We start from the raw sequence: 17,416 nt of genomic DNA, 5'->3' as shown, positions 1-17,416 counted from the left end.
CTCCTTTGTTACCTGATAGTAGCATCAATATCATTTTCTGTAGGAGTACCTACAATTTTTATAAGCAGTCTATCAGGAATTCCTACAATAGTATCCCCTATATTTGAAATCCAACCTTGTTTTACACAAATTTTCAATGGAGAATTAGAAGTTGTAACTCTAATTTTCATATTTTCAATTAATACATTTACTCCACCTAAATTTGTATCAACAAAAAACTCTTTTTTCTCTTCTTGTAAATTAAACACATATTTTAATTGATTATCTACATATATTTCAGCCTTGTTTCCTTTTATAATTTTAAGGTTTTGTACATGTAAAAAAAGCATTAAAAATATAGAAAAAATGACTGTATATATTAATATATCCCATTTTCTAAAATAACAGGGTTTTCTTTTCAATCCTCTTCCTCCCTAAATCTCCAAGAAACTCCTAATCTTTCACCCATAGATATCTTTGTTTCAATTCCATTTCTACTATTTTCTAATATATCTTTATCTATTCTAAATGATTGTTTTTCTAAAAGTAAGATTACAGTTGAACCTCCAAAGTAGAAGTATCCCTTTTCATCTCCTTTTTTTACATGAGTATAAGGAATATAAGTTTGTTTTATTCCACCTACCATTGTGGCACCTATCTCTAATATACAAATATCTTTAAATGAATCTGTAAAAAGTGTAGAAAGTGTTCTTTTATTTTCACAAAAAATTCTAAATTTTTTTCTAATAGCATGAGTTGAAACAGAGTAATAAGCACCTTTTATAAGTTTTGTCTTAGATATCATACCAGAAGCTGGAAAATGAAATCTATGATAATCAACTGGTGCTAATCTTATAATAAACATCATTCCATTTTTATATTTTTTAGCAAGAGATTTATTTTTTAAAAAATCTTCTAAATAAAATTTTTCGCCCTTTACAAAAAATTCTGTATCTTTAGATACATTTTCAATTACAAATACCTTTCCGTCAGCAGGACTTGTAAGTACCCCTCTTCTTCTATCTACTACCCTTGAATCAGGTTTTAATTCTCTATAAAAAAAATCATTAAAAGATGTAAATTCATCAATAGATTTTACAAATTCTTCCATATTTATAGAATGTTCTTTTACAAAATTAGGTATCATCTTTTTAGAGCTTTCACTATCCATTTTTTTCCCATACAAAACAGATAAGAATTTTCTCTTTACTAAAGCCTCTAAAGGTAAAATCCCAAAAGGATTATAATATAAAAATTTTAAAAAATTTTCTCCTGGAACCTTCTCAATTAAAGTTTTTCCAGTTTTTCTATCTATATACTCAATCTTTTTAAACTCCATATATTCTCCTATATAATTTTTTCTTACTCTGATATAGTATATCATATTTTTTTAATTATTGAAATAAATATCAACTTAAAGATAAAATTATTTAGCCTAATTTTTTACCATTAAATTTATAATAAATAAATGTCCAAAGTGGTATAAAATATAGAAAAAATGCTAATGGTACTGCTTTATAAAAAGCAACTTCTAATATAGCACAAGGAACAAAACAAGAACTATTCCAAGGAATAAAGTTATTTAAAAGAACTGATGAATTTTCTAAATCTAAAGTTAAAGCTTCTCTTGATAAATTTCTTGAATCATAAATTTCTTCCATAACTTGTTCTGTCATAATTACTGATACTGTTTGGTTACAACCAATCATACCAGCTAAAATACTTATCCCTATCATATTTAAGAAAAGTCCACTTCTTGTGCTTATATTTCTAATTTTTGATTTTAAAAATGATAATATTTCCATTTTTTCTAAAATTCCAATTAATAAACAAGAGATAACAATTACTAAGGTAGCATTAGCCATAGAAATAACTCCACCACCTTTTATAATTTTCTCTAATGGATGTCCATTAAATTTATAAAATCCTGTAAGAGCATATTGTAATATACTAATTAATTTTTCATTTTGTAAAAATATTGCTATAATTCCAGCAATAATAATGCTTATTCCCATAGAAATTTTTACATTTACCCTAAAAAAAGAAAGTAAAATTATAGACACAAGTGGTAAAAATATAAATCTTATATCTAAATTATAACTTTCCATTATAATTTTTGGTAAAGTAGTTTCTCCTGTATCTAAAGTGAAAATTTGTGATAAAAGTATATATATAATTGATGTTAAAATAAAAGGAACAACAGTTGACTTTATCATATTTTTTAAATTTGTATAAATATCCACCCCTGTTAATGATGAAACAAGATTTGCACTAACTGAAATTGGTGACCATCTATCTCCAAAATAAACTCCAGAAATTATTGCTCCTCCCACAAGGCTTAAATTTATATCTCCTGTTTTAGCTATAGCCATAAGAGCCATTCCAATTATTCCTGTTGAGGCAAAGGCACTTCCCAATATAGTTGAAATAATACAACTGATAAAAAATACAAAGAATAAAAATATTTTAGGATTTATAAGTTTCAAACCATAATAAACAAGGGCAGGAATTGTTCCTGAAGCCATCCACATAGCTGAAAGACTTCCTATAAATATAAAAAGAATTATTACAAGGCTAGATTTTTTCCCATACAATATAGATATATCTATAATTTCATCTAAAGTTACATCTTTTTTTATAGAAATCAATGATAATATTATATATATTCCTAAAATAATTCCTCCTATAGTAAATTTTGTTTTTAAGACAAATAAAATCAACAATAAAAGACTTAAAAAATATATACCCTTTTTCATTTTTTCACCACCTAGCTAATCTTTTATTATATTATAGTATACCTTATAATAAAAATAAAATAAAGGTTTAATATTGTAACATATTCTATTATTTATAAAATATATAAATCCATTATAATTTGCTATTTTAAAAAAAATGATATATAATTAGTGTGTAATATAAAGAAAGGGGATAATTTGGTATGAAAATAGGAATACCTAAAGAACAAAAAGATAATGAAAGTAGAGTAGGTTTAACCCCTGCTGGTGTAGGTCAATTAGTTTTAGATGGAAATGAAGTATTTGTACAAAAAGGGGCTGGTATAAATACGGGAATAACTGATGAAGAATATATTAAAAGTGGGGCTATAATAGTTGAAACAAATGAAGAATTATATGAAAATGCAAAATTAATAATAAAAGTAGAAAGACCTCTTCTTTCTGAAATAAAACTTTTAAAACCTCATCATATTCTTTATTCTTATTTACATCTTGCTGCTCATAAAGAAACTACTCTTGAATTACTAAAAAGTGGAGCTACTTGTATAGGATATGAAACAATTATTTTAAAAGATGGAAGTATTCCAATTCTTTCTCCAATGTCAGAAATAGCTGGAAAAATGGCTGTTCAAGTAGGAAGTTATTATTTACAAAAAAATAATGGTGGAATGGGAAAATTATTAGGTGGAGTTCCTGGTGTTGAACGAGGAAAAGTTGTAGTTTTAGGGGCTGGTGTAGCTGGGCAAAGTGCCATTAAAGCTGCTTTTGGTTTAGGAGCTGAAGTTACAGCTATTGATATAGATGTAAGTAAACTAAGATATCTAGATGACAGTTATAAAAGTCAAATAAACACTCTTTATTCAACTCCAAATAATATTGAAAAAGCTGTATCTAGTGCCGATTTATTAATAGGAACTGTATTGATTCCTGGTGGAAAGACTCCTTGTTTAGTTACAAAAGAATTTATTAGTTCTATGCAAAAAGGAAGTGTTATTGTTGATGTTGCCATTGACCAAGGAGGATGTTTTGAAACATCAAAAATAACTTCTTTAGAAAAACCTACATACATAGTGGATGAAGTTGTTCACTATTGTGTAGGTAATATGGCTAGTGCTTATCCTTTAACATCTACTCTCTCTTCTGAAAATTTTATATTAAAATATGCTCGAGCTATAGCTTGTCGTGGACTCAAAGGAGCTTGTGAAATATATCCTGAACTTTTAGGAGGAATAAATATAAAAAATGAAAGAGTCACTTGTAGAAAAGTTGCTGACAGTTTAGAGTTAGATTATGTAGGAGTTGGGTTTTAGATGATAAAAAAAGATTTTATAAAATTATATTGCACTAAAAATAATATTGATGAAAAACAAGGACAAAAAGATATAGAAAATTTTATAGATACTTTAAAATATGCTTTAACTATTGATAAAAATATTATCTTTAGAAATTTTGGTTCCTTTGAAGTCAAAAAAACTAAAGAAAGAGTTGTTGTTAATCCACAAAATATTAATAAAAAAATAGACGTAAAATCTAGAAAATATGTAAAATTTAAAATCAGTAAAACATTAGAAGATAAATTAGCAGATTAAAAAAAGGCTATTGCAAATATGCAATAGCTTTTTTATTATTATTCTACATCATCACTTTTTAATTTCTTTTCAATAGCTCTTATCATTTTAGGAATAAAGAATTCTCTTTCTTTTTTTTCTACTTTTTCTTTAGGAGTGTAGATTTCTTTCAATTCTGTTTGATATCTAGCAACTTCTTCTTCAAATTCACTTATATCTTTAATTGGATATTTTTTTAAGTTAGGATAATTTTTATCAAGAATTTTATTCCATTCTTCAACTTGTTCTTTATTTAGAGCAAGTAATAAATCGTAATGTCCTGATATTTTAACTTCTTTTATAACATCACCTTTTTCTAATTTTCTACTAGTTTCACCATCTATTTGAGATACAACTTCTCCAAATACAGTATGTTTATTATTTAAGAAATCAGCTGGATATAAGGTAATAAAAAATTGTGAACCACCAGTATTAGGTCCCATATTTGCCATTGCTAACATTCCTGATTGATAAAAATCAAGCCAGTTTACAAATTCATCTTTAATAGCATATCCTGGTGTTCCTTGTCCTGTCCCTGTAGGGTCTCCCCCTTGAACTATAAAGTTTTCAACTGCTCTATGAAATACTGTATTGTTATAATATCCTCTTAAAGCTAAGTTTACAAAGTTAGCAACTGTAATAGGTGCAGCCTCTGGATAAAGATAAAAATTAACTTCTCCCTGAGTTGTAACAAAAGTAGCTCTTATATCATTATATTTTGTAAGGTCAGCATTTCCTCTTTTAGAAAGGCTTCCACAAGCTCCCAAAGCTAATAATACCATAGATACAAATAATAATTTAATAATTTTTTTCATAAAATTTCCTCCAAAGTCTAGTATTCTTACTTTTGACTATATAAATAATAGTTTTGTCTAAAAAATATTTTAAAGATTGAATTTACAAGTTTTATATAAAAGAAAATCATTCATTTTACTAGATTTTTATATTACCAAATTTTTATAATTTTTTTTCATAAGCAACTCTTTCTGTACCATCTTCCACTAAAATAATACCACAATATTCAAAACCATTTTTCTCAATAAATTTTCTCATAGATTTATTTTCTTTGTGAGTATCTATTCTAAAATTTTTTATTTCTTTTTTTAGAGCTTCTTTTTCTGAAAAATCTAAAATTAATTTTGCTATTCCTTTACCTTTATATAAATTATCTATAGCCACTCTATGTAAAATCCCATAAGGATTATTGGTTTTCCACTTTCCATTATAAATATTTTTATAACTAATTTCATCTGTAAAGGATAAAACAAAAGTCCCTACAATCTTTTCATCATCAATTAAAACATAACTTTCTTTCAAGTAAATATCTTTAGAAATAATTTCCTCATTAGGATAATTTTCATTCCATTGATTAAAATTATTATTTTTCATATATACTTTAGCTTGATTTATTATTCTTATAATATCTTTTAAATCATCTTTTGTAGATAATCTTATTTTCATTTAATCACTCCGTATTTTTTCTGTAAATAATAGCATAAAATCTAAAAAAAATCAAACTTACTAGAGAAAATCTTAATTGATTTTTTTATTTAAAAATGATATACTTATATGATAGAATTGCCTTTTAGAAGAAACAAAAGTGTAAGTAGTAAGAGAGGGAAAATAAATATTTTATTTTCATTCCCTTATTATTTACAAAAGATACTAGTTTCTTCTAAAAAGGGATAAAATTTAAAAATTAGGAGGAAATTAATGTTTAACGAAACAAAATTAGAATTAGAAATTGGTGGAAGAACTCTATCTCTTTCAACAGGAAAATTTGCTAGACAATCAAATGGTGCTGTAATGATTCAATATGGAGATACAGTTATGTTATGTACTGTTAACAGAAGCAAAGAGGGAAGAGCTGGTTCTGACTTTTTCCCATTGACAGTAGACTATATTGAAAAATTTTATGCTGCTGGAAAATTTCCTGGAGGATTTAATAAAAGAGAAGCTAAACCATCTGTAGATGCTACTCTTATTTCAAGATTAACAGATAGACCTATAAGACCAATGTTCCCAGATGGATTTAATTATGAAGTACAAATAGTTGATACTATCTTCTCTTATGATGGAGAAAATACTCCTGACTATCTTTGTGCTATAGGTTCATCAGCTGCTCTTATGATATCTGACATTCCTTTCTTAGGACCTGTATCATCTGTAATAGTTGGTAGAGATAAAAATGGAGAATTTATATTAAACCCTACACCAGCTCAACTTGCTGAAAGTGATTTAAATTTAAAAGTTGCTGGTACTAAAGAGGCTGTAAACATGGTTGAAGCTGGAGCTGCTGAAATGGACGAAGAAACTATGTTAAAAGCTATAATGTTTGGACATGAAAATATTAAAAAACTTTGTGAATTCCAAGAAGAATTTACAAAATTAATTGGAAAAGAAAAAATAGAATTTGTTAAAGAAGAACCAAATCCATTAGTTAAAAACTTTATAGATACAAATGGAGAGGAAAAATTAAAAGCTGCAGTTCTTACTACAGGAAAGCAAGCTAGACAAGACGCTGTAGATGCTTTACATGATGAATTAAAAGAAATGTTCATCAATGAAAATTATCCAGAAGTTCCAGAAGAAGAGTTACCAGAAGATGTTATGACAGAATTTGATACTTATTATGATGGACTTATGAAAAAATTAGTAAGAGAAGTTATTCTTTACCACAAACACAGAGTTGATGGAAGAAAAACTGATGAAATAAGACCTTTATATGCTGAAGTTGGAACTTTACCAATGCCTCACGGTTCAGCAATGTTTACAAGAGGAGAAACTCAAGCTCTTGTTACTGTAACTTTAGGTTCAAAAGTAAATGAGCAATTAATAGATACATTAGATGAAGAATTCTACAAAAGATTTTATCTTCACTACAACTTCCCAGCTTATTCAGTAGGAGAAATCGGAAGAAATGGAGCTCCTGGAAGAAGAGAATTAGGACATGGTTCATTAGCTGAAAGAGCTTTATCATATGTAATTCCATCTGAAGAAGAATTCCCATACACAGTAAGAGTTGTATCTGATATTACAGAATCAAATGGTTCTTCATCTCAAGCTTCAATTTGTGGAGGTTCATTAGCTTTAATGGACGCTGGTGTCCCTATTAAAGAACATGTAGCAGGAATTGCTATGGGGCTTGTAAAAGAGGGAGATGAATTTACAGTTCTTACAGATATAATGGGACTTGAAGACCACTTAGGAGATATGGACTTTAAAGTTGCTGGAACAAAATCAGGAATCACAGCTTTACAAATGGATATAAAAATTACAGGAATTACTGAAGAAATAATGAGAATAGCTTTAAATCAAGCTCACAAAGCTAGAATTGAAATATTAGGAGTTATGAACGCTGCTATCCCTACTCCAAGAGAAGAGTTAGCTCCTAACGCTCCAAGAATCCACAGAATGCAAATAGATGTAGAAAAAATTGGAGCTTTAATCGGACCAAGTGGAAAAAATATTAAAAAGATTATAGATGAAACTGGAGCTTTAATTGATATAGAAGATGATGGAAAAGTTTCAATATTCTGTGCTGACTTAGAAGCTTTAGAAGAAACTATAAAACGTGTAAACTACTATGTAAAAGACGTAGAAGTTGGAGAAGTTTATAAAGGAAAAGTTGTAAAAGTAGCAAAATTTGGTGCCTTCATGGAAATATTACCTGGTAAAGAGGGACTTTTACATGTATCTGAAATTTCAACTGAAAGAGTTGCTAATGTAGAAGATGTATTAAAAGAAGGAGATACTTTTGATGTAAAAGTAATTTCTAATGAAGGTGGAAAAATTAGCTTAAGTAGAAAAAGAGTATTATTAGATTTAGCTAAATAGTTAAGGAGAACAATTAATGAAATTAGGATTAATAAGCCTTGGTTGTAGTAAAAATACAGTTGACAGTGAAAATATGTTAGGAATACTAGTTAAAGAAAAAAAATTAGAGCTAGTAGAAAATATAGAGGAAGCCGATATAATAATTGTAAATACTTGTGCATTTATAAATGATGCTAAAGAGGAATCTATACAAACTATTTTAGAGATGTCAGACTACAAAAAAGACGGTTCTCTAAAAAAATTAATAGTTTCTGGTTGTCTATCTGAAAGATACAAAGAGGAATTATTAAAAGAAATTCCAGAAATTGATGCTGTTGTTGGAACAGGTGATGTAGATAAAATTGGAGAGGTTGTAGACTCTATAATAGAAGGAAAGAAAGAATTAAGAGTAGGAAGTTTAGACTTCCTACCTACTTCTAAAACTCCGAGAATGCTTACAAACTATCCTCACAGTGCTTACTTAAAAATTTCTGAAGGTTGTGATAAATATTGTACTTATTGTATAATCCCATCACTTAGAGGAGATTTAAGAAGTAGAACTATTGAAGATGTAGTAGCAGAGGCCGAAACACTTGCAAAAGATGGAGTTATAGAATTAAATCTTTTAGCTCAAGAAATTACAGAATATGGAAAAGATATATATGGAAAAAGAATGTTACCTGAACTTTTAAAAGAACTTGTAAAAGTAGAGGGGATTAAATGGATAAGACTTTACTATATGTATCCAAATTCTATATCTGATGAGTTAATAGAAGTTATAAAAAATGAGCCAAAAATTTGTAATTATTTTGATGTTCCTATTCAACATATATCAGATAATATTTTACAAAATATGGGTAGAGCAAAATCAGGAGATGTTATAAGAAATATTCTTGAAAGAATAAGAAATGCTATCCCTGAAGCTACAATTAGAACTACTGTAATTGTTGGTTTTCCTGGTGAAACAGAGGAAAATTTCCAAGAGCTTAAAGAATTTATACAAGAATTTAAGTTTGATTATGTGGGAGTTTTTAAATATTCAAGAGAAGAAGATACTGTAGCTTATAATTTACCAAATCAAATACCTGAAGAGATAAAAGAAGAAAGATGGGCTGAGCTTTTAAATATTCAAGGTGAAATTATTGAAAGAAAAAATGAAAAATTTATAGGAGAAACTGTAGATGTAATCATTGATGGAATTTCAACAGAAAGTGAGTATATGTTGGAAGGAAGAATGAGAACACAGGCTTTGGACATTGACGGAAAAGTTTTAACATCTGATGGAACAGCCAATATAGGAGATATAGTCAAAGTAAAAATAGAACAAAATTTTCAATATGATTTTATAGGTCCCATATTAGATGAGGAGTAAGGGGGAGAAATGAATTTACCTAATAAGCTTACAATAGCAAGACTTGTATTAGCAGTACCATTTATTTATTTTTTAGAAAACTCTATTGATGGAGGTTGGGCATATAGAATTATCGCCTTAGCTCTATTTGCCATAGCTTCTATAACAGATTTCTTTGATGGATATATAGCAAGGAAATATAATTTAATTACAGACTTTGGAAAAGTAATGGACCCATTAGCTGACAAAGTTTTAGTTATATCTGCTTTAGTTGTTATGGTCTATTTAAGATTTATCCCTTCTTGGATGTCAATAGTTGTTATATTTAGAGAATTTTTAATAAGTGGAATAAGAATAGTTGTGGCAGCTAAAGGAGAAGTTGTGGCAGCTAACAAACTTGGAAAATATAAAACAACTTCACAAATGATAGTAATAATGATATTAATTTTATTTGGAAAAGAATATCCTACATTAATAAATTTAAATACTATCTTAATGATGATTCCTGTTGTATTGACAATATGGTCTGGAATAGAGTATATCAATATAACAAAACATTATTTCTTAGAGGGAAATTAATAAATATAATTAGGAGGTTATATGAGATTACTATTAATGAATATAATTCATTATACTGTATATATTTTACAACTTATAATTTTAATTAGAGTATTAATCTCTTGGTTAGCTCCATACACTAGAAATGATTTTACTGAAATTGTTTATTCAATAACTGAACCACTATTACAACCTTTTAGAATGATATTACCTTTGGGATATAGTAGAATAGATTTTTCTCCTATACTAGCTTATATAGCTTTAAACCTTATAAAAAAATTAATATTTTTCTTATTATTTTAAATTTTTAAGAAAAACCTATAATTTATAAAAAAATAGAGATACTCTTCTCTATTTTTTTTATGTGTGATATAATAGTAAGGAACTATAAAAATTGAAAGGAAAAATAATGGAAGATATAAAAAATACATTTAGTGAATATCATATCCCTGTTTTATATTATGAAACAATAGAAAATCTTGTGACTAATAAAGATGGTGTTTATTTAGATTGTACTTTAGGTGGGGGAGGTCATTCAGAAGGAATATTAAAAACTCTTTCTGATAAAGGAATGTTAATATCTATAGACCAAGACCAACAAGCAATAGAGTTTGCTTCAAAAAGATTAGAACCATATAAAAATAAATGGAAAGTTTATAAAGATAATTTCCAAAACTTAGATACAGTATTATACATGGCTGGAAAATATCAAGTAGATGGAATTCTTATGGACATTGGAGTATCTTCAACTCAACTTGATGATGAAACAAGAGGTTTCTCATATAGATTTGATACAAGACTTGATATGAGAATGGATAAGAGTAGCCCTCTTTCAGCTTATGAAGTTGTAAATGAATATCCAGAAGAAAAACTTTCAAAAATAATTTATGAATATGGAGAGGAAAAGTTTGCTAGAAAGATAGCCAGATTTATTTGTGAAACTAGAGATGTGAAAAAGATAGAAACTACAGGGGAGCTTGTAGAAATTATAAGAAGAGCTTATTCTGGAAAATCTCAAAAACATCCAGCAAAAAAAACTTTTCAAGCTATAAGAATTGAAGTTAATAAAGAACTTGAAGTTTTAGAAATTGCTATTGAAAAAGCTGTAAAATCTTTAAAAAAAGGTGGAAGACTTGCTATAATTACTTTCCACTCATTAGAAGATAGAATTGTAAAAAATAAATTTAAAGAACTTGAAAAAGGTTGTACTTGTCCTCCAGAATTACCTGTGTGTATCTGTGGAAAAAAACCTCAAGTAAAAATCTTGACTAAAAAGCCAATATGTGCAGGAGTAGAAGAATTAAAATATAATAATAGGTCTCACTCAGCTAAATTAAGAGTAGTAGAAAAAATATAGGAGTGATGTAGAAAATGAAAAATTTTGTATTATTGTTAACAGTAATAGTAGGTGTTTTCTTTATACATAATAGTCTTTTAATAAGAATCTCTAGAGTTGAAAGGGAAATTTATGTAGAAAAAAAATATGTAGAAGAAGCTGAAAAAAAATTGGCAATGATAAAATTAGAGTATGATAAAAAAGCCGATTTAAAGGCCTTTGAAAATGAGATGCACGAAAAAAATAAAATGGAAATAACAAATAATATAAATTATTTTTCTACAGAAATGGAGGACTAATGCCTGTATCAATAGGAGAAAAAATACAATTAAATATAGATAAAATTGTCTATGGGGGAGAAGGGCTTGGATATTACAATGATTTTGCAATATTTGTACCAATGTCAGTACCTGGAGACAAAGTAGAAATAGAGATTATTTCTAAAAAGAAAAATTATGCTAGAGGAATAATCACAAAATTATTAGAAGCTGGAGCTGAAAGAATAGATAATGAAAGAATATCTTTTGAAGATTTCCATGGTTGTGATTTTGGAATGTTAAATTATGAAGCCCAATTAAAATATAAACAAGAATTAGTAAAAGATGTAATGGAAAAAATAGGTGGAGTTAAAGATGTAGAAATCTTACCTATTGTTAAATCTGATGAAATATATAATTATAGAAATAAAGTTATTGAGCCTTTTGCCTATGGAAAAAATCATGAGATTATTACAGGAATGTTTCAAAAAAGAAGTCATGATGTATTTCAAGTAAAAGAAAATATGCTTAGCTCAAAATTAAGTAATAAGGTCATCAATAAAGCAAAAGAGATATTAAATAATGAAAAAAGAATATCTGTATATAATGAAATAGAGCATAGGGGAATTTTGAGACATATAATGACAAGAACAAACTCTTATAATGAAGCTATGGTTGTTCTTGTGGTAAACTTAAAAAAAGTTACAAAAGATGTGGAAGAATTCCTTTCTAAATTATATAATCAAGTAGAAGAGATAAAATCTGTATATGTTTCATTAAATACAGAGAAAACAAACTTTGCTTTGGGAAAAACTATGGTTCATTTATTTGGAGAAAAAACCATTAAAGAGGAAATATCTGGAATTCATTTTAATATTTCTCCAAGCTCATTTTTCCAAATTAATTTAGGACAAACTAAAAAATTATATAATATTGGAATTAGTTATTTTGATAATATCAAAGATAAATATATAATAGATGCCTTTTCTGGTACAGGAACTATTGGAATGATGTTATCTAAAGAAGCTCATAAGGTATATTCTATTGAAATTGTAAAATCTGCAGTAGAAGATGGAATAAAAACTGCCAAAGAAAATAACATTGAAAACATGGAGTTCATTATTGGAGATGTTAATAAAGAGATTGAAAAACTTATGAGTTGTGGAAAAAAAGTAGATTCTATAATTTTTGACCCACCTAGAAAGGGAATTGAAGAAAAAACTCTAAGAGATTTAACTAATCATAAAATTGATGAGATTGTATATATCTCTTGTAACCCTTCAACTTTTGCTAGAGATAGTAAAATTCTTATAGAAGAGGGATATAGATTGGAAAAAATCCAACCTGTAGATATGTTCCCACAAACTGTTCAAATAGAAGTTGTAGGTAAATTTTCTTTGATAAAATCTTAACTTATAAAAAGAATGTTATATAAAAAATATCAATTTTCCAACATTTTTCCGACATTTTTTATATAACATAAAAAAATAGGCTGTTGTAAATTAATTCAATAGCCTATTTTTTATTAATTTTAAAATTTCTATTTCAATCTTAAATAATATCTTTAACTTTTATTTATATAAAATTACATTTAGCCATTTTTCATTTTCTCTACCTTTTCTAACATCATTAGTTTGCAATATAAATTTACATTTTAATTTTGTATTAGAAAGAAGATTTAAAAATTTTTCCTCTGTAAAACAAGTAAAACTTCTTCCATCTTTTTTATAATTTTCATTTCCATATTTAAAAGAAAGATAAATAATTCCTTGTTTTTTTAGAGCTTTGTAACATCTATTAAGAGTATCTATAATTTCATTTTCTGTAAGATGAAGCATAGAAGCACAAGCCCAAATACCATCAAAAATATTTTCATAAGTAATTTTTCTCATATCCTCTACCACTACCTCTTGTCCAATATATTGAGAAGCTAGTATTGAAAGCTCCTTTGAAAAATCACTTGCTACAACTTTATAACCATTATCTATAAAATATTTTGAATCTCTTCCACTTCCACAACCTAAATCTAAAATAGAAGCTTTTTTATGTAATTCTTTTAAAAATAAACTATATAAATCTTTCATATCAGAATTAACTGTGTTTTCAAAAAAATTTAAAGCATTTTCATTATAAAAATCTATAGACATTAGTCCTCCATATATTTCCTTCTAAAATAATTAATATTTCTATAATTTAATCTCTCTAAAATTTCACCTAATAAATCTTTATCATTGGAAATTTCTATATATAAATCTTTATTTAAAATAAAGTTATCATTTTCATAAATAAAAAACTCTCTATTTTTTACATTTTCTGTTAAAAATTTAATAGGATTTGTAAGAGCTAATTTTTCATAATCTCTATTTTTCCAAGAAGATAAGTTTTCGTGTTTTTTATTATTTAAGTCCTTTCTGTATACTTCATCACTATAAAATTCTTTGAAATTTTCTCCAATCTCTTTTAAAGATACAATCTCTGGCAAAGTATTTTTAAAGAAACATAATAGTAGAGGTATTTTATAGGATTTTGTCATAGGAGTTTTTTCTAAAAATAATAAAAAATCTATAACCTTATCAGAATATCTCTTTTGATTTTCTGTTAAATCATCTACTTCTTTTTGGAAATTATACCACGACTTAAATTTTTGTAAATAAATATTTACAGGATATTCTCCAAAAGTGTGAATGTCCATTATACTTGGTCTGTGGTTTAAATACTCTTTTACACGATTATAATCACTTATTAATCTATCTATTATCTTTTGAGATTTATTTTTAGTAATAGAAAAATAATCTATAAGTCGCATATCAAAATTTGCTGTACAACCTTCTGGAAGTATAAAATCTCCATCACTAGGAAGAATTATTCTTTCTCTCTTCCCTTGTGAATTACCCATTAAAAAATTAGTTTTTAATTCAGCCCCTCTATAATTTCCTACAAAGTCAAGGACTCTTAATTTTGTTTTTCCCTCATAAGTTCTAAGCCCTCTACCTAATTGCTGAATAAATATTGTATATGAAGAAGTAGGTCTTAAAAATAAAACTGTATCAATACAAGGAATGTCTACCCCCTCATTAAATACATCAACTGTAAATATTATATCTATTTTTCCTGATTTAAAATCTTCTATTGTTTGTTGTCTTTCTTCTATAGGAGTTTCCCCTAAAATTATCTTATTTTTTATCCCTTTTTTATTAAAGAAATCACTCATTATTTTACAATGTCTAACACCTGCACAGAAACCAACAGCAAATTTTTTCTTAAAAAGAATGTATTTTTCATAGATTAAATTTAATCTTTTTTCTACAATAAGAGAATTTTCTAAGGAAGTTAAATCATAATTTCCATTTCTCCAAGGAATAACCTCATAATCTGTATCATCATAAATTCCGTAATATTCAAAAGGAGTTAGCCAACCATTATTTATTCCTACTTTAAAATCACATTCATAGGCTATGTTGTAATCACATAATTTATAAATATCTCCATTATCGGCTCTATCTGGTGTAGCAGTAAGTCCTAATAAAAATTTTGGTTTGAAATATTTTAATACTCTTGAATAAGTTGTGGCTGTACTATGATGAAATTCATCTACAACTATATAATCAAAATAGTCTTGTAAAAAATATTCCTCTGTTAAATATTCATCTTTTCCTATGGTGTAGACACTAGCAAATAATATATCTCTACCAATATCTTTTGCATCTCCGTTGAAAAATCCAAAAGTTTTTTTATCCCCATATACTTTTTTAAATGTTTTATACGCGTCTTTTAAAATTTCATCTCTATGAGCTATAAAAAGAATTCTATTAAAATTTTGTGAGTCAAAGGCTGATAAAAAAGTTTTTCCAAGTCCTGTTCCTACAACTATTAAGGCTTTTTTATACCCCTCTTCTCTTGTTTTTGCTAGTTCATAAAGTGCTGGTATCTGAAATTTAATAGGCTCTATTTTTTCATCAGTAGGTTTTGTAAAATCTATTACACTTTCAAAGGAATGTTTTTTGTATTGCTTCTCGTATTTTCTAAGCCAATCTAATGTTAAATAAAAACTTTTGTTTTCATATAACTCTTGAAATTCATCTAAAATTTCTTGTATCTCTTTTGAGTTTTTATCTCCTAAAAAGTGATAGTTCCATTCTATTCCATCCACTAATGCTGAATAAGATATATTTGATGAGCCAATATACACTTCTATTTTGTTATCTGATTTTTTGAATATATATGCTTTAGGGTGAAAAGATTTATTTGAAATACTGTGAAGAATTTTAATACCTTTTATATCTAAAAGCCTGTATAAAGCATTAGGTTCTGTAATTTTCATATAGTCACTTATTAAAATTTTTATACTCTTTCCATTATCTCTAGCTTTTAATAATTCTGAAATAAGCAGTTTTATTCCTGAATCTCTTACAAATGAAACATTCATAATTATCTCTTCAGAATTAGAAATAGAGTTAACTAATGAATTATACATATTGATTTTAGTATTTGAAATTAATCCCATACTTATCACCTTTTGTTATAAAGATTTAGTAAATTCTCACATTTATTATATATTAAAATTAGTTAAAAGTAAATACATTCTATATTAATAACATACAGAAAAAATATACTTTCAATGTTTTTCATAAATTAGAAAATTTATGAAAACTTTTTTTATAATTTCCATTTTTTGTGAAAAAAAAACTACATTTTTTTAAATTATTTTTAAATAAATTGCTATTTTTTCCTTTTTAAACTAGAAAAAGGCTTTTAAATGTTTTTTTATTTTTATTAAATTTTCTAATTTACAAACCTGCTTTTATTCTTAAATCTATCAATCTATTTTTTATATCATTTTGTTTTTGGTGTTTAATATAATATTCCGAAGTTACTTTACTATCTTTATGATTAGCTAAAATAGCTCCATCTGAAATATTTCCAATACTACTTATTATATTTATAATAGTTTTTCTTATAGAGTGAGGATAAAAACTTTTTATTCCTATAATTTTTCCCATTTTTTTTACCCTATTTCTAATAGTTTCTTTAGTCATTTGTTTATATTCATCTTTATAATAAGTTAAAAATAAAAAATCACTTTCAATATTTTTTTCTTTTCTTATTTCAAACCACTTTTTTATAAGTTCTTTTGTTTCATTAAAAAAAATAATTGACACTATATATCCCTCTTTTTCTCTAACATTTTCAAAAATATTCTCTTCTATTTTTAATTGACTAATTTTCAATGAATGTATAGCTGATATTCTACCTACAGAATCTAAAAACAGATTAAATAAAATTCTATCTTGTATATCAAAATTCTTTGTATCTTTTTCCATATGATAATTTATTTCCCAAATTTGTTTTTGAGTTAAAAAGTAACTCTCTCTTCTTAAATCATTTGAAGTTATCTTTAAAGTATCTATTTTTCTAAAAGGATTATATTTTATAATATCTCTTTTTTCACACCAATCATAAAAAGTAGAAATTGCAGTTCTTTTATTATTAATAGTTCTGTTATTATTTCCCTTTTGAATACACTCATTGGCATATCTTTCCCAAATATCATAAAAATTTTTGATAGTACTATCTGAAATTATATATCTATTGTTTTCTAAGTCTCTTAAATATTCTAGAAATTGGTGCATATTACTCTTATAAACTTTATAAGTTGTATCAATAGTATCCCTCGATTTTATATAACAACTTCTCAAATACTTTTCATAAATTTCAATATTTTTAGGGTTAATCTCAATTTTCTTCTTATTTTTCATTTACATCACTCCTTTAATTTT

Annotated in this window: 17 protein-coding genes; 9 read left to right on the top strand and 8 right to left on the bottom strand. The window is 26.4% G+C overall.

Translation table 11 applies throughout. From position 1 onward, the window contains the following. Window positions 1-8 precede the first annotated feature (8 nt). The 3 genes from HF862_RS00515 to HF862_RS00505 all read right to left on the bottom strand — a co-directional run bounded on the left by HF862_RS00515 (window position 9) and on the right by HF862_RS00505 (window position 2,735). Window positions 9-401, bottom strand: coding sequence for a NusG domain II-containing protein (locus HF862_RS00515; RefSeq protein ID WP_170185970.1), 393 nt, complete (start codon window positions 399-401; stop codon window positions 9-11). Continuing rightward, window positions 398-1,318 (bottom strand): phosphatidylserine decarboxylase, encoded by a 921-nt coding sequence (locus tag HF862_RS00510; RefSeq protein WP_170185969.1) that lies wholly within the window; start codon window positions 1,316-1,318, stop codon window positions 398-400. The genes HF862_RS00515 and HF862_RS00510 overlap by 4 nt, the downstream gene beginning before the upstream one ends. A 91-nt stretch (window positions 1,319-1,409) precedes the next feature. Then, window positions 1,410-2,735, bottom strand: coding sequence for a Na+/H+ antiporter NhaC family protein (locus HF862_RS00505; protein ID WP_170185968.1), 1,326 nt, complete (start codon window positions 2,733-2,735; stop codon window positions 1,410-1,412). A 182-nt stretch (window positions 2,736-2,917) separates the two neighbouring features. Here HF862_RS00505 and ald point away from each other — a divergent pair, with 182 nt between their 5' ends. Both ald and HF862_RS00495 read left to right on the top strand, forming a co-directional pair. Next, a complete protein-coding gene (ald, locus tag HF862_RS00500; RefSeq protein WP_170185967.1) occupies window positions 2,918-4,024 on the top strand; it encodes an alanine dehydrogenase in 1,107 nt (368 codons plus the stop codon). Next, the gene (locus HF862_RS00495; protein ID WP_170185966.1) at window positions 4,025-4,303 is read left to right on the top strand and encodes an HU family DNA-binding protein; all 279 of its coding nucleotides are present in this window, start codon (window positions 4,025-4,027) and stop codon (window positions 4,301-4,303) included. Window positions 4,304-4,341: 38 nt separating this feature from the next. Here the strand turns inward: HF862_RS00495 and HF862_RS00490 are convergent, their stop codons facing one another. Next, a complete protein-coding gene (locus HF862_RS00490) occupies window positions 4,342-5,136 on the bottom strand; it encodes a peptidylprolyl isomerase (RefSeq protein WP_170185965.1) in 795 nt (264 codons plus the stop codon). A 142-nt stretch (window positions 5,137-5,278) separates the two neighbouring features. Continuing rightward, the gene (locus HF862_RS00485; protein WP_170185964.1) at window positions 5,279-5,782 is read right to left on the bottom strand and encodes a GNAT family N-acetyltransferase; all 504 of its coding nucleotides are present in this window, start codon (window positions 5,780-5,782) and stop codon (window positions 5,279-5,281) included. 252 nt (window positions 5,783-6,034) lie between these two features. Between HF862_RS00485 and pnp the strand changes: the two genes are divergently transcribed. From pnp to rlmD, 7 genes are all read left to right on the top strand, one after another. Further along, entirely contained in the window at window positions 6,035-8,158 is a 2,124-nt protein-coding gene (gene pnp, locus HF862_RS00480; RefSeq protein WP_170185963.1) for a polyribonucleotide nucleotidyltransferase, read from the top strand. Between the two features lie 16 nt (window positions 8,159-8,174). Beyond that, window positions 8,175-9,509, top strand: coding sequence for a 30S ribosomal protein S12 methylthiotransferase RimO (gene rimO, locus HF862_RS00475; protein WP_170185962.1), 1,335 nt, complete (start codon window positions 8,175-8,177; stop codon window positions 9,507-9,509). Window positions 9,510-9,518: 9 nt separating this feature from the next. Beyond that, entirely contained in the window at window positions 9,519-10,067 is a 549-nt protein-coding gene (pgsA, locus tag HF862_RS00470; RefSeq protein ID WP_170185961.1) for a CDP-diacylglycerol--glycerol-3-phosphate 3-phosphatidyltransferase, read from the top strand. Between the two features lie 21 nt (window positions 10,068-10,088). Beyond that, window positions 10,089-10,349 carry a YggT family protein gene (locus HF862_RS00465; RefSeq protein ID WP_240934728.1) on the top strand — a complete coding sequence of 87 codons (261 nt, stop codon included), beginning with the start codon at window positions 10,089-10,091 and terminating at the stop codon, window positions 10,347-10,349. A 106-nt stretch (window positions 10,350-10,455) separates the two neighbouring features. Continuing rightward, window positions 10,456-11,403, top strand: coding sequence for a 16S rRNA (cytosine(1402)-N(4))-methyltransferase RsmH (gene rsmH / locus HF862_RS00460; protein WP_170185960.1), 948 nt, complete (start codon window positions 10,456-10,458; stop codon window positions 11,401-11,403). Window positions 11,404-11,417: 14 nt separating this feature from the next. Then, the gene (locus HF862_RS00455; RefSeq protein WP_170185959.1) at window positions 11,418-11,681 is read left to right on the top strand and encodes a hypothetical protein; all 264 of its coding nucleotides are present in this window, start codon (window positions 11,418-11,420) and stop codon (window positions 11,679-11,681) included. Next, a complete protein-coding gene (gene rlmD, locus HF862_RS00450; protein WP_170185958.1) occupies window positions 11,681-13,051 on the top strand; it encodes a 23S rRNA (uracil(1939)-C(5))-methyltransferase RlmD in 1,371 nt (456 codons plus the stop codon). Before HF862_RS00455 ends, rlmD begins: the two co-directional genes overlap by 1 nt. Window positions 13,052-13,210: 159 nt before the next feature. Here rlmD and HF862_RS00445 read toward each other — a convergent pair whose 3' ends face one another. The 3 genes from HF862_RS00445 to HF862_RS00435 all read right to left on the bottom strand — a co-directional run bounded on the left by HF862_RS00445 (window position 13,211) and on the right by HF862_RS00435 (window position 17,395). Then, the gene (locus HF862_RS00445) at window positions 13,211-13,786 is read right to left on the bottom strand and encodes a bifunctional 2-polyprenyl-6-hydroxyphenol methylase/3-demethylubiquinol 3-O-methyltransferase UbiG (RefSeq protein ID WP_170185957.1); all 576 of its coding nucleotides are present in this window, start codon (window positions 13,784-13,786) and stop codon (window positions 13,211-13,213) included. Further along, a complete protein-coding gene (locus tag HF862_RS00440; RefSeq protein ID WP_170185956.1) occupies window positions 13,786-16,143 on the bottom strand; it encodes a DEAD/DEAH box helicase family protein in 2,358 nt (785 codons plus the stop codon). Before HF862_RS00440 ends, HF862_RS00445 begins: the two co-directional genes overlap by 1 nt. 283 nt (window positions 16,144-16,426) lie before the next feature. Then, window positions 16,427-17,395, bottom strand: a complete 969-nt coding sequence (locus HF862_RS00435) for a tyrosine-type recombinase/integrase (RefSeq protein WP_170185955.1) — start codon at window positions 17,393-17,395, stop codon at window positions 16,427-16,429. Between the last annotated feature and the right edge of the window lie 21 nt (window positions 17,396-17,416).

Origin of the sequence: Fusobacterium sp. FSA-380-WT-3A (assembly GCF_012843705.1) — a bacterium.
Taxonomy (GTDB): Bacteria; Fusobacteriota; Fusobacteriia; order Fusobacteriales; family Fusobacteriaceae; genus Fusobacterium_B.
Note: the sequence above shows the minus strand (reverse complement) of the source record. Positions and strands in the feature narration are given on the sequence as shown.